Origin of the sequence: Arthrobacter sp. fls2-241-R2A-200 (assembly GCF_030209745.1) — a bacterium.
Classification (GTDB): Bacteria; Actinomycetota; Actinomycetes; order Actinomycetales; family Micrococcaceae; genus Arthrobacter.
In genome coordinates this window covers 47,296-66,239 of record NZ_JARVRJ010000001.1, presented here as the reverse complement: position 1 = coordinate 66,239, position 18,944 = coordinate 47,296, and the positions used below count along the sequence as shown (strand labels likewise).

The window sequence follows — 18,944 nt, the reverse complement described above, 5'->3', positions numbered from 1 at the left end:
GTAAAGGCCTCACGAGTCAAGGCCCCACGAGCTGGAGGGGTCTGAAGGGCGTCGTTTGCTCCGTTGTGGGGCCTGCTCTGCAGGGTTGGAGGGTGCTTTAGGCTTCAGAGCGGGCCCCACAACGAGGGGGCGGTTCCGGCCAGCAGTGGCCTAGGCTTGCTTCTATGAACGCCGTACTCCCATCGACATCCTCCGCCACACGCAAAACCCGCCCGCAGGTCAACCTGACGGTGGTGCGTAAAGAGCTCCTTTCGCCCCACATGGTGCGGATTGTGGCGGGCGGAGAGGGCTTCGCGGACTACGAAAACAACGAGCACGTAGACAGATACGTCAAGATCGTTTTCCCGCAGCCCGGCGTCGACTACCAACTGCCGCTGGACTTGTGGGCCATCCGGGAAAGCATGCCCCGCGAGCAGTGGCCGCATACAAGGACCTACACCGTCCGATGGGTCAACATGGAAGCCAAGGAACTGGCCATCGACTTTGTGGTCCACGGCGACGAAGGCTTGGCTGGACCATGGGCCGCCGCCGCCCAACCCGGAGACGACCTGATCTTCACTGGTCCCGGTGGCGCATACAGCCCAGCGCCCGACGTCGACTGGCACCTTTTTGCCGGCGACGACGCGGCCATTCCGGCCATCGCAGCCTGCGTCGAGTCGCTCTCCGAAGAAGCCCGGGGCATGGTGTTCCTGGAGGTGGACAGCGAGGCCGATATTCTCCCGATCGCGGCACCTTCGGGCGTCGAACTCCACTGGCTGTTCCGCCGCGGAGTACCCGCCGGATCCAGCGAGCTGCTGCTTGAGGCGCTCCGCGGCATCGAGTGGTTACCGGGCCAGGTGGACGTGTTCGCCCATGGGGAGCGCGGCTACATGAAGGGTCTCCGCGAAATCTTCTTCAGCCAAAGGGGCTTGGAGCGTTCTCAGGTCTCCCTCTCGGGGTACTGGGCGCAGGGCCGCGTGGAGGAAGTATTCCAAGCCGAGAAGAAATTGCCCGTAGGCAAAATCTAGGCCTTTCCAGGTACTAGCGCCGCCGTACCCGGCGCCGCTCATTGCTGGACAGCCCCTTGGTCAGCGGCCGGGCAAGGTTGTCACCCAGCACAATTCCGGCGGCCACCCCGAGCACAATCGCACCTGCATTCAGCATGCCGCCGGCCCCCACCAGAATGTTGCCACCCTCAACGGTCAAAACATACATGGAGCGGAATATAGTAAGCCCCGGAAGCAGGATCAGGGCCGCCGGAACAGCGACCACCAGCTGCGGGGCGCCCAGTTTGAGCGCGAGGACCCTGGCCAACAAACCGATGACGACGGCGGCAACCGCCGGAGACAGGCGGTCCCCGACACCCCCTTGGCCGACCCCCCACAGGACAAAGAAGCCCACGATACCTACCGCCGCCGTCGGGAGGAGCAATCGCATCTGCGTCTGTTCGGTGACTCCGATGGCCAACACAGCGATGGCTATCAAGACCGCTTTGCCCCACAAAGGGTACGCGTCCGGGAATGTTTGGGTGACGTCCAGCACCGCGTTTCCCATCACCGTTCCCACCACCACGGCGACGGCGATGCCCGCAACGATGGCGCCAAAGGTGAGCAACGTGGAGAGGAACCGTCCCGCGGCCGTGACGGGGAAGCCATTGATGGCGTCCTGCACGGCTGAAACGAGCCGACCTGTAGGCAACAACAGCAAGATGCCGCCAGCAACCACAATCGAAGGCGCGATGTCTACGCCGGCCCATCGAAGCATCAACGCGATAAAGGTCACCAGGAACGCGCACGCCATGGTGACGAAGAAATCCGCGGTCCGCCACTTGGTCAGTTGACGTGCCAGCAAGCTGACCATGAGGTTTGAAGCGAAAGCAACGGCGGACGCTCCCAGGCCTCCACCCAGGACGCCCACGAAGACCGCGGCAAATACTGCGAAGGCCATGGTTACCATCCAGCGTGGAAACGGCTTGGCGCTGCGAATGATGCCGTTCAGGCGACGAACTGCTTCGTCACGGCCTACTCCCCCTGCGATGATGTCGGTCACCAACTGGTGGACTTGGGCGAGCCCCGCATAATTATTCGTCCAGGACCGGACCACGCGAAGAAGCGTAATGGGCGTCTGGTCCTTGGGCGCGTAGTTGATGGCGACAGACTGGTTGGTGATGTCCACTTCAACGTTTTTGAGGCCCAGGGCTGCTGTCACGGCAATCATGCTGGTCTCAACCTCAAGGGCACCGGCACCGTAACGGAACATGACTTCGGCCAGATGCAGGGCGAAGTCGATCGTTTTCCGGGCGGAGGCGTCCACTCCTGCCACCTGGATGGTGGGATTGGCGTAAGGACTTCCCGCAAGCCGGTCCACGATATTCATGGGCGCGGTGGGCGGACTGTCCCCTTGGACCAATCGCATCAGCATGCGTTTTGCGGTGACGTTCTGCCGCACCTGCGATGGGCGCAGCGGCTGGGTCTTGGGCAAGCCATCCATTGGCGGACGGCCGCCGGACCCTTCGGGCCATTCAGTCACGCAGCGATCCTCCCCTTTGCCTCTTTGATCAGCGATTCCCCCGGAGTTTCCTCAGTACGGGCAACTTCTCTACTGGTAATCTTCCCAGAACGGTCTGGACAGTCCCTGCAAGCTTCCTGGCCGTCCGGTACGCGGTGAAGGCCACGGGATTCACGGGCGCCACGAAATCGCCAATCAGCTGGACAACTTCACCGCCGAACCCCTTCTTGAATTCGTAACCGCCGTGGCCAGTCTCGTCCTGGCCCTGGATTCCGAACGTGCCATAGAAGTTGTAACGGGAGTACCCGTTGTTCAGCGCATGGAGCATCATGCCCCAGTAAAGGGATGTTGCGCCGTTGAAATAGATGTAGTCCTGGACGGTTCCACCTATGACGCACACCAGTTCATCACCTGAGCATGCGAAGTGAATGGCGGCAACGGTGGCCACGCCCACCGAGTCCGGGAATCGTTCGATGTCCTTCAGGCTCCGCTCGTAGCTGTCCACGAGGTCCTGTACAACCTTGATCCGGTTGGCCTTCTTTTTGCTGCCGGTTTCTTCGACCTCGCGCTTGAGTTCGGCCAACGTCTTGGATTCAGCTTCCAGGCGCTCGGTGATGGACGCCCGATACTCAGGGATGTTGATCTTGGCCATCATGAGCTTGGTGAACTCATCGGAGGTGTTGCGGAGAAGTTGCTCGTAGTACTCGCGTTCGCGGTAGGTGAAGCCCTTCTCATCCCCTGCCGTGCTGAGGGCGTTGTAGAAGTCGTCCAGTGTTTCCAGGGTGGCCTGTTCGAGGTAGACGCCGTTCTTCTCGGCTTTACGGATGGCCTTACGCGTCCGATAGTTCATACCCATGATGAGTTCCTCGGAATCCGCGATCCCGTCGAGCTGCTTCACGAACATCCAGTTGATGTTGGCAAAGTTCATATCGAAACCCTGATGCTGGAATCCAAGGCCCTCCAATTCCTTCATCAGAGGCCGGTTGTCCTCAATCTCCGGGTGTTCCGCGCCTTCCTCATCCCGTGCGATGTACCGGACGTTGGGTGAGATCCGCAGTTCAGCAGCTTTCTTGGTAGCCGCGTGCTTCTTCAACTGCTCGACGACGAAGCGCACCGCCGCGGCGTCGGAATAATCCATCAGCGGGCCCTTGGCGCAGTCCACGGTCTTGTAGCCGAAGCGATTGGACGCGTAGACGAGTTTCCCGGCAGCGATGAGGCTTCCACCCCTGGTAACCCCGAAGAGCTCCACTTCCTGCCCGCGTGCGCGCTGGAACCTCGTCAGATCCATGGATTGGATGAAGCTACCCTGAGGGTGTCCTTTGGCGAACGTCTCGTAATCAGTGTCGCTGAGAATCACGAATTCCATTTCGGTTCCAGCCTGAATCGGTGTCAAAGAAATTACCTCACCTAAAAGTAGATTTTGCACCCGTGAGTAGCCGGGGCGGGCCTTGCTTGCTGGCTGTTCTTACGCGCTCAGTAGAACTGGCCGCCGGTACGCATTGTTTCGAGTCGACGGAAGACCTTCTCGGCACCCTTGAGCCACAGCTTGTAGCGGAGCGGGCTCAGGACCATGTCGTAGCACCCGACGAAATCCGTGACGGTCTTGGTGAAGCTCGTCTTGAAGGATCCAAGGCCGTACAGGGGGTGGGATTTGTCTTTGATGCGGGCAGCCGGAGGGGTCCCGCAGAAATCGTACTCAACACAGCCGAGTTCCTGCATCCGCTGGATGGCTGCCCATTGGACCAAGTGCGAGTCGCCGTACTGCTTGCGGTTCTGCGTGGAGCCGCCGTCCTTGTACGTCGCCTTGGAACCGTAATTGATGACGAAAGCGCCCACGCTTGGTGCGCCGTCCTCGTAGACGAAGAAAAAGTGTCCCTGGCCGCGGCTGCAGAACTCGCCCCAGAAAGTGGCGTAGTACTCGTAGCTGCGTAGCGGCATGGCGCCTTTGGCGTTCACGGTGTTCTGCATCAGCGCATAGAGCTTGCGGTAGCTGTCCTCGCCCGGCTCGGCCTGCAGAACCTCGCATCCCTCGCGTTCAGCCCTGCGGACGGCGTTCCGCGCCCGTGATGAGATGCTCCGGAGCACTTCATTGGCCGGTGCCGCGATGTTCAGGATCGCCGTGAAGTCGTTCGACTGGATGTTCGGAGCCTTGACCAAACCGGCTGCGCGCAGTTGCGCTGTCACCTCAGGCGACTCGACGACGTCGGGCTCTATCTTGATGGTGAAGACGTTTAGCTTTTGATCCTTCGCCAGGGCCGCCACGGCCGTGAGCATGGGCTTGATGTCCTCGACAGAGGCGGCGTCTGGTCCCTTGATGAGGTACCAGAGGCGGCCGAGGACCGGGAACTTCTTCTCGAGCAACAGGTTGTAGCTGGTGTAGTCGGCAGTCTCCACCACCAGGCGGCGGACCAGCCAACCGTTGCCGTCCTTGACTGCCGCATAGGCGTCCGACTGCAGCATGTTGCCGCCGTTGGGATTCGCCGTGATGTGCTTGTCCCAGTTATCGGTTTCCTCGGCGGTGGCAAAGCGGGCGGTAAATTCTCGCAAGGTGGCCGTGTCCAATCTCAGGGTTTGGTGCCGTGTTGAGCGTAGGTGTTCAGAGTGGAGCGTGCATGCGGACATGCAGGACCCAGTCTATCGGGATCAAAAAATCAGGCGGTTGCGCTCAGCATTCGACGACGTTGACGGCGAGGCCGCCCATCGCGGTTTCCTTGTACTTGTCGGACATGTCCTTGCCCGTTTCCCGCATGGTCACGATCACCTCATCCAGGGACACCCGGTGTGTACCGTCACCCCACAACGCCATTTTCGCGGCATTGATCGCCTTCGCCGCAGCAATAGCGTTCCGCTCAATACACGGAATCTGCACCAACCCCCCGATCGGATCACACGTGAGCCCCAGGTTGTGTTCCATCGCGATCTCCGCCGCGTTCTCCACTTGACCCGGCGTACCACCCATCACCTCAGCCAACCCGGCAGCAGCCATCGACGACGCCGACCCCACCTCGCCCTGACACCCCACCTCGGCACCCGAAATGGACGCCTGCTCCTTATACAACACGCCCACAGCACCGGCAGCGAGCAAGAACTTCACCACCACGTCATCGCGGTCCCGCTGGGTGGCGTTCTCCATACCGGGGGCGTAGTGCAGCGCGTAATACAACACCGCGGGAATGATCCCCGCAGCACCATTCGTGGGAGCCGTCACCACCCGGCCGCCGGAGGCGTTCTCCTCATTAACCGCCAACGCGATCAGGTTCACCCACTCCTGCCAGTACTTCGGATCATTGCGGTCCTTGTCTTCCTTCAGGAGCCGCTCCAACCAATCAGGAGCACGACGCCGGACCCGCAACCCCCCGGGCAACACACCCTCACGCTTCAACGAAGTCTCAACACAGGCCTCCATCACGGCCCAAATATGCAGCAAACCCTCCCGGATCTCCTCCTCAGACCGGGACGCCCGCTCATTGATGAACATGATGTCGCTGATTCCCAACCCCTTCGAGGCACACCGGCCCAGCAACTCGGCCGCCGTCCGGAACGGCAGCGGCAACTCCTTCCTCGACTCCTCCAACTCAGCCCGGGCCGCGTTCTCCTCACCCTCACGGACAATGAACCCGCCACCCACCGAGAAAAACGTCGCCTCCTTGAGAACGTTCCCCTCAGCATCAGAAACCGCGAACCTCATCCCGTTCGTATGCCGCGGCAACACAGTCAACGGATGCAGCACCATATCCTCCACCGCATACGGCAACTGCACACCCCCACCCGAAGCACCAGCCAGGTTCAACAACCCGGTCTCAGCGATCGCCGCGAGACGCTCCTCCACCTCATCGGGCAGGATCAACTCGGGCTGAAACCCCTCCAACCCCAACAACGTCGCCGTCATGGTCCCGTGCCCACGACCCGTCGCAGCCAACGACCCATACAAATCCACGCGCAAACCCGCAACGTCCCCCAGCACGCCGCTGTCCACAAGCTCCCGGGCAAACACCGCGCCAGCCCGCATCGGCCCTACCGTATGCGAACTCGACGGACCAATACCCACCGTGAACAAATCAAAAACACCAACAGCCATAGCCGTGATTCCTTCATAAAACTTGAGGCGTTCCGGCAGATGGTCCTGCCGGATGGCCACTCCCGCTCGTGACGGAAGGCGACCGAAGCACGACGCCGGACGGCCCCCAAAGGCGGCAATCCGGCGTCGCAAGTTATTCAGTTACTGCATTCAACGCTACGCCCATCCGCGCCCGTTTCGGGGCCTCGCTGCGGATCGTGCCGAGCGTACGGCGTCCTGCGCAGCGAGCCCACGAAATGGCGGGCACAGAGATCAGGAAAGGTCTCCACCGTTCTTGGAGGCGTACTCCTGGGCCGAAAGCAACGGGCCCTCGGACTCAGCGGCTACCTTGAAGAGCCACCCCGCGCCGTAGGGGTCGTTGTTGATCAGGGCCGGATCGCTGACAACGGCGTCGTTGATCTCGGTGACCTCGCCGGTGACAGGCGAGTACAGGTCCGAGACGGACTTGGTGGACTCCACCTCTCCGCAGGTCTGGCCAGCGGTTACGGCAGATCCGACCTCGGGCAAGTCAACGTAGACGATGTCGCCCAGCGCGTCGGTGGCAACCTCGGAAATCCCAACGGACACCGAGTTTCCCTCGCCGCGGGAAACCCACTCGTGCTCGTCGGAGTACTGCAGTTCGGGCGCTACTTTGGGCATTCTGTTTCCTTTACGTGTGGTGACTACAACTAAAACCGGCGGGTTACTTTTGGCGCTTGTAGAACGGCAGTGCTACGACTTCGAACGGCTCGCTCTTCCCCCGGAGATCGATGTCCAGCGGGGTGCCAACCTCGGAGAGTTCGACGTCGACATAAGCCAACGCTACCGGGTAGCCTAGCGTCGGGCTCGGCTGGCCCGAGGTCACCTCACCGACCACTGCGCCGTCCTTCAAGACCGGGTAATGCCCGCGTCCAGCGCGACGCCCCAAGCCTTTGAGGCCTACGAGCCTACGCCCGCTGGTAGAGCCGGCGCCGTCTGCCTTCAAGGCCGCGAGTGCATCCTTGCCGACGAAGTCGCCTTCCTTGGACAGGGCCACCACAGGCCCGAGCCCTGCAGCGAACGGGTTTCCTGCGCGGGAGAGCTCATTCCCGTAGAGGGGCATTCCGGCTTCCAGGCGCAGGGAGTCGCGCGAGGCCAAGCCCGCCGGGACGAGCTCTCCGTCTTCTGCGACCTCGGTGATCGCCTGCCAGAGCGCAGCGGCGGATTCGTTGGGCACGAAGATTTCGAAGCCGTCTTCACCGGTGTATCCGGTGCGGGCGAGCAGCAGGTCCTGGGTTCCGCCGTCGAACGTGAACGGGACCTCGACGGCGGCGTAGTACTTCAGGTCCTGGACCAGCGCGTGCTGTTCGGCCGGCACCAGGCGAAGGAGGATGGCTTCCGCGTTCGGGCCCTGGACCGCAATCAGTGAAGTCGACGCGGAGGCGTCTTCCACGACAACGTCGAAGCCGGCAGCGCGTTCCAGCAGCTCGGCGGCCACAACCTTGGCGTTGCCGGCGTTGGGGACGACGAGGAACTTGTCCTCGCCCTCCACAGGTGACGGGCGGCGGTAGGTGATGAGGTCATCGATGATGCCGCCGTCAGCCTCGCAGATCAGCGAGTACTTTGCCTTGCCCTGAGCCATGGCGGAGATCTTGCCCACCAGGGCGTAGTCCAGGAACGCGGCAGCCTCGGGGCCGGTGACCCAGACTTCGCCCATGTGGGAGAGGTCGAACAGTCCTGCCGATTTACGGACGGCGTGGTGCTCCGCCAACTCGGAGGAGTACTTCAGCGGCATCTGCCAACCACCGAAGTCCGTAAAGGACGCGCCGAGCTTCTTGTGCTCTTCGTAGAGAGCGGTGTAGTTCTCAGTCATTGCAGGAACCCCTTAGTTCTCGAAGTCTTCGATCGGAGGGCAGGAGCACACGAGGTTCCGGTCACCGGCTGCGCCGTCGATCCGGCCGACCGGCGGGAAGTACTTGTCCTGCTTGAGGTGGTGGACGGGGAACGCGGCCTGCTCACGCGGGTACGCGCGGTCCCAATCGGAACTGACGACGGCGGCTGCCGTGTGCGGTGCGCGGCGGAGAGGGGAATCCTGCACGGAGAAGTCCCCGGCGGCGACTTGGTCGATCTCGGCACGGATGGTGATCATCGCCTCGATGAACCGGTCGATCTCGGCCAGGTCCTCGGACTCGGTGGGCTCCACCATCAGGGTGCCCGCCACCGGGAACGCCAGGGTGGGGGCGTGGAAGCCGAAGTCGATGAGGCGCTTGGCCACGTCCTCAGCGGTAACACCCGTTGTGGCCGTCAGTTCTCGAAGGTCCAGGATGCATTCGTGAGCAACGAGTCCGCCCTCGCCCGTGTAGAGGACCGGGAAGTGGTCGTTGAGGCGGGACGCGATGTAGTTCGCGGCCAGCAGCGCGGACTTGGTGGCGTCGGTGAGGCCTTGGCCGCCCATGAGCTTCACGTACGCCCAGGAGATCGGCAGGACACCGGCCGAACCGAAACGGGACGCCGAGATCGGGACGCCGTTGCCTTCGGTCCAGGACGTGGCATCGCCGGGCATGAACGGTGCCAGGTGTGCTTTCGCTGCGACCGGGCCAACACCGGGTCCGCCGCCGCCGTGCGGGATGCAGAAGGTCTTGTGCAGGTTCAGGTGCGAAACGTCCCCGCCGAACTTACCCGGCTGGGCAAGGCCCACGAGTGCGTTGAGGTTCGCGCCGTCGATGTACACCTGTCCGCCGGCCTCGTGGATCGCGTCGCACACCTCACGGACGTCGGCGTCGTAGACACCATGCGTGGACGGGTAGGTGATCATGATGGCCGAGAGCGCGTCCCGGTGCGCCTCGATCTTGTTCTTCAGGTCCACGTGGTCGATAGTGCCGTCCGGTGCGGTGGCCACAACGACAACCTTCATCCCGGCCAGCACGGCCGACGCTGCGTTGGTTCCGTGCGCCGACGCGGGGATCAGGCACACGTTGCGCTGGTCATCGCCGTTGGAGCGGTGGTACCCGCGGATCGCGAGCAAACCGGCGAGCTCCCCCTGGGAACCGGCGTTCGGCTGGATGGACACCTGGTCATAACCGGTGATCTCGGTCAGCTGCGCCTCAAGGTCGCTGATCAGTTCACGCCAACCCTCGGTCTGGGACTCCGGCGCGAACGGGTGGATGGAGGCGAACTCCGGCCACGAAATCGCTTCCATCTCAGCGGTCGCGTTCAGCTTCATGGTGCAGGAACCCAACGGAATCATGGTGCGGTCCAGCGCCAGATCCCGGTCAGAGAGCTTACGGATATAACGGAGAAGCTGGGTCTCGGAACGGTGCGTGTTGAACACCGGGTGCTGCATGAAGTCACTCGTACGCTCCACGGACCCCTCAAGTGCGAAGCCCTCCGTGGACTCGGCTACCGAAGCGCCGAACACCGACGCAACGTCGGCCACTACCGCCGTCGTGGTGGTTTCATCAACCGAGATGCCAACCGTGTCGGCGTCGATGCCGCGGAGGTTGATGCCCTTGGCCTCGGCGTCGGCCACGATCTCTGCAGCGCGACCGGGGACGCGGACGGTGACGGTGTCAAAGAAGGAACCGTGAAGGACCTCGACGCCGGCAGCATTCAGGGAGGCCGCGAGCGTGCGGGCGTGGTTGTGAGCCGTCTCGGCGATCGCTTTCAGGCCGTCGGGGCCGTGGTACACCGCGTACATCGAAGCAACGATCGCGAGCAGCGCCTGTGCCGTGCAGATGTTGGACGTGGCCTTCTCACGGCGGATGTGCTGCTCACGGGTCTGCAGCGCCAAGCGGTAGGCCGGGACACCGGCGTCGTCCTTGGAAACACCCACCAAACGGCCCGGCATGGAACGCTCCAGGCCCTTCTGGACAGCCATGTACGCCGCGTGCGGGCCGCCGAAGAACAGCGGCACACCAAGGCGCTGCGCGGAACCGACCGCAATGTCAGCGCCCTGCTCACCGGGAGGGGTGATGAGCGTCAGGGACAGAAGGTCGGCAGCAACCGTGACCAACGCACCGCGTTCCTTGGCCTCAGCGATCACAGCAGAGTGATCGAACACGCGGCCCGAAACACCCGGCTGCTGAAGGACAACACCGTTGATGGCACCCTCGGGAAGCCCGAGCGAGAGGTCCGCGACCTCAACCTCGAAACCCAACGCCTCGGCGCGGCCCTTGACCACGGCGATGGTCTGCGGGAGGCAGTCGGCGTCGAGGACGGTCTTGCCATCACGCGCAGCTGCGGACTTGTTCGCCCGGCGCATCATCAGGACGGCTTCGGCAACGGCCGTGGCTTCGTCCAACAACGACGCGTTGGCGATCGGGAGGCCAACCAGGTCCTGGACCATGGTCTGGAAATTCAAGAGAGCTTCGAGGCGGCCCTGCGAAATTTCCGGCTGATACGGCGTGTACGCGGTATACCAGGCCGGCGACTCAAGGATGTTGCGGCGAATCACCGGGGGCGTGACGGTGTCGTAATAACCCTGCCCGATCATCTGGACGGCCGTCTTGTTCTTGGACGCCAGCCTGCGGAGCTCAGCGAGAACCTGCACTTCGCTCAACGCGTCCTGGAGCGTGAGTGCAACGTCCTGACGAATATCTTTGGGAACAGCGGTGTCAACCAGGGCATCGACCGTGTCATAGCCGACGGAGGCGAGCATGGTGTCGACGTCGGCTTGGCGTCGTGCGCCGATATGCCGATCGACGAAGGTGGTGGAGGCAGAACTAACCGTCACGGGGAACTCCATTACTTGGGCGGCGTTTGTGTACGCCACAGCGGCTGGGTCCCTCCCCACTCTGTATTGGACCTGAGAGTTTCCGCGCGTTGTGTGGACAATCATCGCTTGCACCGTCGGTGAGCACGGCAGCCTGCCCGGAGTTGGGCCGATTGCTGTGCTGCTTTCCAGAGTTGCCTCGCCGCGGCGGTGCATGGACCTGAGAGATTCCTGGGGAGGATTTGCTCCTACGGCGCCTGCACCTCTTGCTTGCAGGACTCTCCCGCCGCAGATCAAAGGCATGTTCAGTTGTGTATGGGCACCTTGACAGGCACGCCACAAATGTTAATTGTCCTATGCGGCGCCGCTGCCCGCAAATGATGACCCGTTAGTTCCGCAGCCGGTCCAAGACAGCTAGAAGAATCTCGACATCGGCCGCCCGTCCGGCGTTGCCATTGTCCTGCCCGCCTTCGAACATCGCGTTGAAATACAGGCCGTCGCCCATATAGCTCACCGCCTTGGCGACGTCCGGCCCCACGTCCTCTGCCAAGACATCGAGCCACATCTGCTGGATGGCGGCAAACCTGAGCCTCGTTTCTTCATGAGCCACTTCGGCAAGGCGGGTCGCAGCCACGAAAGCGCGGTCCATTGGCGTGTCAGCCCACAGGGAGGAACGGATGAAGTGCACAGCAGCTCCTTCAGGAGCTGCCTTCATCCTTTCCGTGTCCTCTTCCGCGAGCTGGTCCAAACGCGCCAGCAAAGCAGTGATCAAAGATTCCTTGTTCGGGAAGTGATACAGCAACCCGCCCTTGGACACGCCTGCCCGCTTGGCGACGGCGTCGAGGGTGGCGGCGCGCTCCCCGACCTCAATGAGCAGTGCTTCGTAAGCGTCCAGGACGGCGTCCCGGGCAACTGGTTTTCGTGGCATGACTACATCATTCCCTAAAGGATCGGTTGATCTGAATTGAAACTATACCGTCTGGACGGTATAGTAAGTGTCATGTTCACTCCGTCCTCAACTCAGGCTCCCCGCTCCGTTCGGCCCGCTCTGGGCCGGCCAGCACCGTGGCGCGACTGGGCGGCGCTGGGACTGCTGATGTTCCCGGTGCTGCTGGTCGCCGTCGACAACACAGCGCTGACCTTTGCGCTGCCGCAGATCGCCCGATCCCTTGATGTGGGCGGCGTGCAGCTGCTGTGGATTATCGACGCCTACCCCTTGGTGTTGGCTGCCTTGCTGGTTTCCATGGGCAACCTCGGCGACAGGATCGGCCGACGGCGGTTGCTGCTGATCGGCAGCACAGGCTTCGCGGCGGTTTCGGCTGCTACGGCCTTTGCCCCTTCGGCGGAATGGCTCATCGCCGGTCGTGCCGCCCTTGGCATCTTCGGAGCCATGCTGATGCCTTCCACGCTGTCCTTGATCCGGAACATCTTCACCGATCCCAACCGGCGTCGGCTTGCCATCGCCGTATGGGCAGCGGGTTTTTCCGGTGGGGCTACCCTTGGCCCCATCTTCGGTGGCTGGCTGGTGGAGCACTTCTGGTGGGGCGCAGTCTTCCTGGTGGCCGCTTTCCTGTTGCTGCCGCTCTTGGCCTTCGGGAGGGTGCTCATCCCCGAGTCAAAAGACGCGAACCCCGGGCGGGTTGATCCGCCCAGCATCGCGTTGTCCATCGTGACGATGGCCCCGTTCGTTTACGGCATCAAGGAATCCGCAGTCCATGGCTTTGGAGCCACCTCGGCCGGTTTCCTCGTTTTTGGCCTGGTGATGGGCGTTCTGTTCGTTCGCCGCCAGCAGAGGATCGACAGCCCGATGCTCGATGTCAGCCTCTTCAAGAACAAGGTGTTCAGTACGGCCATTGTGGCCAACGTGTTGTCGCTGTTCTCCATGACGGGTTTCATCTATTTCTTCGCCCAGCACCTGCAACTCGTTGAAGGCAGGTCCCCTATGGAGGCCGGGATCGCCATGATTCCCGCCCTTCTGGCGACCGTGATGGCCGGCATGCTGGTGGTGCCGCTGGTCAAGCGCGTACGGCCCGGCTTCGTGGTTGCCGGTGGCCTGACGCTCAGCGCGGCGGGCTACCTCGTAGCCGTGCTTGGGGACCACAGTGAGGGCCCAGTGTTCCTCTTGTCGGCATTGACCGTACTGGCGGTAGGTGTCGGCGCGGCGGAAACCATCTCCAACGACCTCATCCTTGGCTCTGTTCCGGCGGACAAGTCGGGGGCAGCCTCGGCCATCTCCGAGACGGGGTATGAACTCGGTTCGCTGTTGGGCACCGCCGTTCTCGGGTCCATCCTGACCGCGTCCTATCAGCACAACTTGGTCATCCCCGAAGGCGTCTCTTCGCAGCTTGCCGGGAAGGCCTCCGAGACCTTGGCTGGCGCGGTTGACGCCGCGGGCACCCTGCCTGAGCCGACGTCGGCGGCATTGCTGAACGCTGCCCGGGTCGCGTTCGATTCCGGCGTCCACATCACAGCGGCGATTGGGCTGGTTCTGATGGCTGGAGCGGCGGTACTGGCCGGCGTCGTTCTGCGTCGCGTACCGAAGGCGCAATAACCGTTGCGTGGCCCGCTCTGCACGCTTCCCGCCGGGAATAGCCAGCAGAGCGGGCCTCACAACGCCTCTGTTGGCGCCGCCTTTGCGTCTACGCTGGCCGTGATCCCGTCGATCCGCTCCAGCGCCTCGGTGAGCCTGCCCACGGTCCCCCACAGTTCCGGGTGCTGTTCCCTGACCTTCGCCAAGGGAGTACCAGCCGAGGTCAGGGAGGCCAGATCGAAGCTCACGTTGGTACGGGCGCCGGCGATCGCGGCCCGGAGTGCTCCGAAGGCAACCACCACATCGGCGATCAACGCAGGATTCCCATGCTTGGCAAGCCACGCAAGATCCTCGGTGGCTTCCATGGCACGCTCACCCAGGCTTGCTGACGATTTCGCGGCCTCTATGGAGGCGCGGCGGATTGCCTCAGCGCGTTCCGGACCCGGGTCCAGGCGGAAGGCAGCGCCAAAAGCGTCGGAGGCAACGGCGTCGTCGTCAGCTAATTTCAGCGCCGCTTCGCGCATCTCCTTGGCTCTTCCCCGGATCCCTGCAAGCGCATCGCGATTCTCGCCGTCGGCGTCCGTATACCCGGCCACCATGGACGTCAGCGCTGCTGAAATAGCGAGCATGACGCCGGTGCCGGCTCCGCCCCCGGGGGAGCCAGTGGACTCGGCGAGCGCCTTGGTCCATTCCTCAACAGTGGATTGCTGCGTTGTGATTGAGTCGGATTTCGTCATGTCATCCAGTGTGCTCCGCGACCGGCCACCTACGCAGTTGTTGAAGCAGCGCGGCGTGGTGCAGTGGATAAGCTGTGGGCATGGACCTCCAAGAGCTGTACCGCGACCTGCACACGCATCCGGAATTGTCGTTCCAGGAAGTCCGAACGGCCGGGATTGTGGCCGGCCATCTTGAGCAACTAGGCCTCACGGTGCATCGCGGCATCGGGAAAACCGGTGTTGTGGGTGTGCTTGAGAACGGGGCGGGACCGGTGGTCATGGTGCGTGCTGACATGGACGGATTGCCGGTCAAGGAAGCCACGGGCTTGGACTACGCCAGCGCAGAAGTTGGCATTGACCCGGAGGGGAATGAAGTTCCCGTGATGCATGCCTGCGGACATGATGTGCATGTGAGCTGCTTGCTCGGGGCCGTGGAATCTTTGTCTTCCGCGCGGCAGGAATGGCGGGGAACGCTGATTGCGGTGTTCCAGCCGGCGGAAGAATGGGGCGGCGGCGCTGAGGCAATGGTGAATGACGGACTGTACGGTTTGGTGCCAAAGCCCGACGTCGTCCTCGGCCAGCACGTAGCTCCGTTCCCGGCCGGCTGGTTGGGCCTCCGGGGCGGCGTCGCCATGGCTTCCGCAGACTCCCTGACCATCACCTTGCATGGTCGAGGTGGCCACGGATCCCGACCCGAAACAACTGTAGATCCGGTCCTCATGGCAGCTGCCGCAACGGTGCGGCTTCAGGGCATCGTTTCCCGCGAGCTTGCCGCCAGCGATTCCGCGGTGGTCACGGTGGGGCAGATCCATTCAGGGACCAAGAACAATATCATCCCCGAAACGGCCACGTTGGGGTTGAGCGTGCGTTCATTCGACGACGCCACCCGGGACAAGGTGCTGGGCTCCATTGAGCGGGTGGTCCGCGGCGAAGCCGCTGCTTCCGGGGCTCCCCGGGAGCCCGAGTTCAGCTATGAGGACCACTTTCCGTTGACGTTCAACGATGAGGCGGCCGCCGGTCGGGTGACCGCGGCGTTCCAAGCGAAGTTCGGCGCCGGCCACATCATCGACCCAGGCCCGGTGTCGGGCAGCGAGGATGTGGGCGCCTTGGCAAAGGGTGCCGGGGCTCCGTTGGTCTTCTGGTTCCTCGGCGGCGCTGATCCGGCGTTATTCCAGGAATGGGCGACGACGGGACGCCTTCCGGAAGACATCCCGTCGAACCACTCCCCGCATTTTGCACCTGTCATCGAGCCGACGTTGACTCATGGCACCGAGGCACTGGTGACAGCTGCGCGGGAATTCCTCGCCACTAACTGACGGAACCTCGCCACCAGCGGACGGAACTAGGCGTTCTGGCGGACACGCTCCGTTGCTGGCTCGGTTACCTCGGATTCACGACGACGGCGGACCAGGAACGACCACGGCGATCCTTCTGCCTGCGGGGGCTTCCTTGGCGGAGCCTGCGGCTCCTGTTCCACCTTTGCCTCAGTTGGGTGCATCTCGGGCTTGCGCGCGGAGTCCTTCTTCGTGCGCCGCTCGAAGTTGTCATAGTACGCGTAGCACATGACCAACCTCCTTCCACGGCTGTCCTTTAATGTTCCTCGCAGCTGGACCGGATGTCGACTTGTTTTTAACACTGCCGGTCTATAAAACTGCCGGCGTCAGTTCAACTGGTCCGGATGTTGATTTGCGCCCACACTAATATGGCCGGGATAGTTATTGGACGCTTGACGATAGGTGCCGCATGATCGAGATCCTTAGCCCCAACGAATTGCTGCGAGCCAAGGCAGCAGGTGCTCTGGTCGCGGACATTCTGCAGGCACTCAAGGAACGGTGTGCAGTAGGCACGAACCTCCTGGAGATAAATCAGTGGGCCAAGTCGATGATCCTCGGCGCAGGTGCTGAATCGTGTTACGTCGACTATGCCCCGTCGTTTGGTCGTGGACCGTTTGGCCATTACATCTGCACCGGAGTCAATGACGCAGTCCTGCATGGGAAGCCGCACGACTACAACCTTGCAGACGGTGACCTGCTGACGCTCGATCTCGCAGTGACCCTCCGTGGAATAGCCGCCGATGCTGCCATCAGCTTCATCGTTGGAGATTCCCGGCCAGCCGAGAGCGTGGCACTGATAGAGACAACCCGCCGTGCCTTGGACGCGGGGATCGCCGCAGCCCGGCCGGGGGCCCGCATCGGAGACCTTTCATTCGCCATCGGCGCCGTTCTCTCCGAGGCCGGATATCCGGTCAACGTTGATTTCGGCGGCCATGGCATCGGTTCGACCATGCATCAGGATCCCCACGTACCCAACGCCGGCCGGCCCGGCCGCGGATTCCAACTGCAGCCCGGCCTGCTGCTGGCACTGGAACCGTGGGTCATGGCGGATACGGCCGAGCTCGTCACCGACGCCGACGGCTGGACGCTCCGCAGCGCGACGGGTTGCCGGACTGCCCATACTGAGCACACCATCGCAATCACCGAAACCGGAGCAGAAATCCTCACGTTGCCGTCAAAGGGCTGACTCACGGACAGCAATAACTGACACGCCCTCAGACTGCGGGAACAGCCGCCGTCGGGAGAACGCGCCCGACGGCGGATCAACCGACGGCGGGAACAACGGACGGCGGATCAACCGACCGCGCGACGCCGCCCAGACGCGTAACAAGAAGCCTGGCAACAGGCGCCCCCTTGCACTTAGTCGTGACAGCGGCCATACTAAATGAACGCTATTCATTTAGTGATCGTCGTCTCACGGAGTAAACGCCCCACATGATTGAACTTTCCTGCCTCGAAGCCCCACGCTCGCGGGCTCGCACCCGGGACGGCGGTATCGACTTCCCCACCCAACAGCAACCGGCTTCTTCAAGAACAGGTCACTGACATGAGCCAAATCATCGGCCGCAAGAACGGCGCTTCCCTCCCCAATGACGGGGCAGACGCCGCCGGAACAGAACATGGTATTAGCGGCAAAGGACTCAAGAGCGGCCAACTGGGCCTCCTCGCCGTCGTCGTCCTCGGTATTTCCTCCGTTGCCCCGGCCTATAGCCTCACGAGCTCACTGGGTCCGGCCGTAGGCGCCGTCGGGGTAGAACTGCCTGCAATCTTTATCGTCGCCTTCATCCCCATGATCCTCGTAGCGTTCGCTTACCGTGAGCTGAATGCGGATTCCCCGGACAGCGGCACTACGTTTACGTGGGCCACCAAGGCGTTCGGTCCTTTCGTCGGCTGGATGGGAGGCTGGGGGTTGCTCGCGGCCAACATCATCGTGCTGTCCAACCTCGCTGGCGTGGCGGTGGATTTCTTCTACCTCTTCCTGGCGCAGGTCTTCAACGATCCCGGCCTGGCGGACCTGACTTCCAACAAAGCCTTGAATATCCTCACCTGCCTGGTGTTCGTGGCACTTGCCGTATGGGTGAGCTACCGCGGCCTGCACGCAACCAAACTGGTGCAATTCAGCATGGTCGGGTTCCAGATCGTCGTCTTGGCGCTTTTCATCGTCATGGCCCTCACCCATGCCGCATCCGGTGATTCACCTACCGCTATCGCCTTCAGCTGGGATTGGTTCAACCCCGCCAAGATCAGCAGTTTTGACCAGTTCGCGGCCGGCATGTCCCTCGCCGTCTTTGTGTACTGGGGTTGGGACGTCTGCCTCACGGTGAACGAGGAGACGAAGGGCGGAAAGGGAACTGCCGGTAAAGCCGGAACCACCACCGCAATCGCGGTCTTGGGCCTGTACATCGCAGTCATCGTGGCCACCATGATGGTGGCAGGCGTTGGCGGGGACGGCATCGGACTGAACAACCCTGACAACCAGCAGAATGTGTTCGCCGCCCTGGCCTCCCCCGTCATGGGTCCCCTCGCTATCTTGATGTCGCTGGCCGTACTGTCCGGCACTGCTTCATCGCTGCAATCCACCATGGCTTCCCCGGCCCGGAGCTTGCTGGCCATGGGCCACTACCGCGCCTTGCCGCCCCGTTTTGCCTCGGTCAGCCCCCGTTTCGGCTCCCCGGGCTTCGCCACGATCATGGCCGGCGCGATCTCCGGCGGGTTCTACGCCATCATGAAGGTGGTCAGCGAAAACGTCCTCAACGACACCATCTTGGCCCTTGGCCTCATGATCTGCTTCTACTACGCCATGACCGCCTTCGCCTGCACATGGTATTTCCGGCACAGCTTGTTCTCCAGCGTCCGGAACGTGTTCATGCGCCTGCTCTTCCCGGTGATCGGAGGCGTTGTGCTTACCGTGGTGTTCTTCCAGACGGCAGTGGACAGTTGGTCGCCGGACTTTGGCAGCGGCTCTGAGGTCTTCGGCGTGGGCTTGGTGTTCATCATCGGGATCGGAATCCTTGCCCTTGGCGTTGTGGTCATGCTGATCACGGCGCGGCGACACCCGGGCTTCTTCCGCGGCGAGACCATCCGCAAGGATACCCCTGCCTTGGTGGTGCCTGAGTAGGCTTCCCAGTTC

15 protein-coding genes and 1 riboswitch are annotated in these 18,944 nt (G+C 62.6%); of the genes, 5 read left to right on the top strand and 10 right to left on the bottom strand.

Annotation, left to right across the window (positions count from 1 at the left end; genetic code table 11):
• Positions 1-164: 164 nt before the first annotated feature.
• Positions 165-1,007 carry a siderophore-interacting protein gene (locus QRN42_RS00325; RefSeq protein WP_284977493.1) on the top strand — a complete coding sequence of 281 codons (843 nt, stop codon included), beginning with the start codon at positions 165-167 and terminating at the stop codon, positions 1,005-1,007.
• Between the two features lie 13 nt (positions 1,008-1,020).
• Here QRN42_RS00325 and QRN42_RS00320 read toward each other — a convergent pair whose 3' ends face one another.
• From QRN42_RS00320 to QRN42_RS00285, 8 genes are all read right to left on the bottom strand, one after another.
• The gene (locus tag QRN42_RS00320) at positions 1,021-2,508 is read right to left on the bottom strand and encodes a threonine/serine exporter family protein (protein ID WP_284977492.1); all 1,488 of its coding nucleotides are present in this window, start codon (positions 2,506-2,508) and stop codon (positions 1,021-1,023) included.
• A 28-nt stretch (positions 2,509-2,536) separates the two neighbouring features.
• Positions 2,537-3,853 carry a peptidoglycan bridge formation glycyltransferase FemA/FemB family protein gene (locus QRN42_RS00315; RefSeq protein WP_284977491.1) on the bottom strand — a complete coding sequence of 439 codons (1,317 nt, stop codon included), beginning with the start codon at positions 3,851-3,853 and terminating at the stop codon, positions 2,537-2,539.
• 107 nt (positions 3,854-3,960) lie between these two features.
• Positions 3,961-5,049 (bottom strand): lipid II:glycine glycyltransferase FemX, encoded by a 1,089-nt coding sequence (locus QRN42_RS00310; RefSeq protein ID WP_284977490.1) that lies wholly within the window; start codon positions 5,047-5,049, stop codon positions 3,961-3,963.
• A gap of 103 nt (positions 5,050-5,152) precedes the next feature.
• Entirely contained in the window at positions 5,153-6,565 is a 1,413-nt protein-coding gene (locus QRN42_RS00305; protein WP_284977489.1) for an L-serine ammonia-lyase, read from the bottom strand.
• A gap of 252 nt (positions 6,566-6,817) precedes the next feature.
• Complete coding sequence (gene gcvH / locus QRN42_RS00300) at positions 6,818-7,204, bottom strand: glycine cleavage system protein GcvH (RefSeq protein WP_284977488.1); 387 nt, start codon at positions 7,202-7,204, stop codon at positions 6,818-6,820.
• Positions 7,205-7,247: 43 nt separating this feature from the next.
• Complete coding sequence (gene gcvT / locus QRN42_RS00295; RefSeq protein ID WP_284977487.1) at positions 7,248-8,396, bottom strand: glycine cleavage system aminomethyltransferase GcvT; 1,149 nt, start codon at positions 8,394-8,396, stop codon at positions 7,248-7,250.
• Between the two features lie 12 nt (positions 8,397-8,408).
• Positions 8,409-11,255: an aminomethyl-transferring glycine dehydrogenase gene (gene gcvP, locus QRN42_RS00290; protein ID WP_284977486.1), complete on the bottom strand. Its 2,847-nt coding sequence runs from the start codon at positions 11,253-11,255 to the stop codon at positions 8,409-8,411.
• A gap of 177 nt (positions 11,256-11,432) precedes the next feature.
• Positions 11,433-11,530: riboswitch (glycine riboswitch) on the bottom strand.
• Positions 11,531-11,622: 92 nt separating this feature from the next.
• Positions 11,623-12,162 (bottom strand): TetR/AcrR family transcriptional regulator, encoded by a 540-nt coding sequence (locus tag QRN42_RS00285; RefSeq protein ID WP_284977485.1) that lies wholly within the window; start codon positions 12,160-12,162, stop codon positions 11,623-11,625.
• A 72-nt stretch (positions 12,163-12,234) separates the two neighbouring features.
• On the opposite strand from QRN42_RS00285, the gene QRN42_RS00280 reads away from it, so the two are divergent.
• The gene (locus QRN42_RS00280) at positions 12,235-13,785 is read left to right on the top strand and encodes an MFS transporter (protein WP_284977484.1); all 1,551 of its coding nucleotides are present in this window, start codon (positions 12,235-12,237) and stop codon (positions 13,783-13,785) included.
• A gap of 56 nt (positions 13,786-13,841) precedes the next feature.
• On the opposite strand, the gene QRN42_RS00275 is transcribed toward QRN42_RS00280, so the two are convergent.
• Positions 13,842-14,501: a cyclodeaminase/cyclohydrolase family protein gene (locus QRN42_RS00275; protein WP_284977483.1), complete on the bottom strand. Its 660-nt coding sequence runs from the start codon at positions 14,499-14,501 to the stop codon at positions 13,842-13,844.
• Between the two features lie 74 nt (positions 14,502-14,575).
• Between QRN42_RS00275 and QRN42_RS00270 the strand changes: the two genes are divergently transcribed.
• A complete protein-coding gene (locus QRN42_RS00270) occupies positions 14,576-15,796 on the top strand; it encodes an amidohydrolase (RefSeq protein ID WP_284977482.1) in 1,221 nt (406 codons plus the stop codon).
• Positions 15,797-15,822: 26 nt separating this feature from the next.
• On the opposite strand, the gene QRN42_RS00265 is transcribed toward QRN42_RS00270, so the two are convergent.
• Positions 15,823-16,044 (bottom strand): hypothetical protein, encoded by a 222-nt coding sequence (locus QRN42_RS00265; protein ID WP_284977481.1) that lies wholly within the window; start codon positions 16,042-16,044, stop codon positions 15,823-15,825.
• 179 nt (positions 16,045-16,223) lie between these two features.
• Between QRN42_RS00265 and map the strand changes: the two genes are divergently transcribed.
• Positions 16,224-17,000 carry a type I methionyl aminopeptidase gene (map, locus tag QRN42_RS00260; protein ID WP_284977480.1) on the top strand — a complete coding sequence of 259 codons (777 nt, stop codon included), beginning with the start codon at positions 16,224-16,226 and terminating at the stop codon, positions 16,998-17,000.
• Between the two features lie 360 nt (positions 17,001-17,360).
• Complete coding sequence (locus QRN42_RS00255) at positions 17,361-18,932, top strand: APC family permease (protein ID WP_284977479.1); 1,572 nt, start codon at positions 17,361-17,363, stop codon at positions 18,930-18,932.
• Positions 18,933-18,944 lie beyond the last annotated feature (12 nt).

What these genes read in the sequence shown, in the direction of transcription:
- QRN42_RS00325 (WP_284977493.1), top strand. Translation starts at nt 165, where the DNA reads ATGAACGCCGTACTCCCATCGACATCCTCCGCCACACGCAAAACCCGC.
- QRN42_RS00315 (WP_284977491.1), bottom strand. Translation starts at nt 3,853, where the DNA reads ATGGAATTCGTGATTCTCAGCGACACTGATTACGAGACGTTCGCCAAA.
- QRN42_RS00305 (WP_284977489.1), bottom strand. Translation starts at nt 6,565, where the DNA reads ATGGCTGTTGGTGTTTTTGATTTGTTCACGGTGGGTATTGGTCCGTCG.
- gcvH (WP_284977488.1), bottom strand. Translation starts at nt 7,204, where the DNA reads ATGCCCAAAGTAGCGCCCGAACTGCAGTACTCCGACGAGCACGAGTGG.
- gcvT (WP_284977487.1), bottom strand. Translation starts at nt 8,396, where the DNA reads ATGACTGAGAACTACACCGCTCTCTACGAAGAGCACAAGAAGCTCGGC.
- QRN42_RS00285 (WP_284977485.1), bottom strand. Translation starts at nt 12,162, where the DNA reads ATGCCACGAAAACCAGTTGCCCGGGACGCCGTCCTGGACGCTTACGAA.
- QRN42_RS00280 (WP_284977484.1), top strand. Translation starts at nt 12,235, where the DNA reads ATGTTCACTCCGTCCTCAACTCAGGCTCCCCGCTCCGTTCGGCCCGCT.
- QRN42_RS00275 (WP_284977483.1), bottom strand. Translation starts at nt 14,501, where the DNA reads ATGACGAAATCCGACTCAATCACAACGCAGCAATCCACTGTTGAGGAA.
- QRN42_RS00265 (WP_284977481.1), bottom strand. Translation starts at nt 16,044, where the DNA reads ATGTGCTACGCGTACTATGACAACTTCGAGCGGCGCACGAAGAAGGAC.
- map (WP_284977480.1), top strand. Translation starts at nt 16,224, where the DNA reads ATGATCGAGATCCTTAGCCCCAACGAATTGCTGCGAGCCAAGGCAGCA.
- QRN42_RS00255 (WP_284977479.1), top strand. Translation starts at nt 17,361, where the DNA reads ATGAGCCAAATCATCGGCCGCAAGAACGGCGCTTCCCTCCCCAATGAC.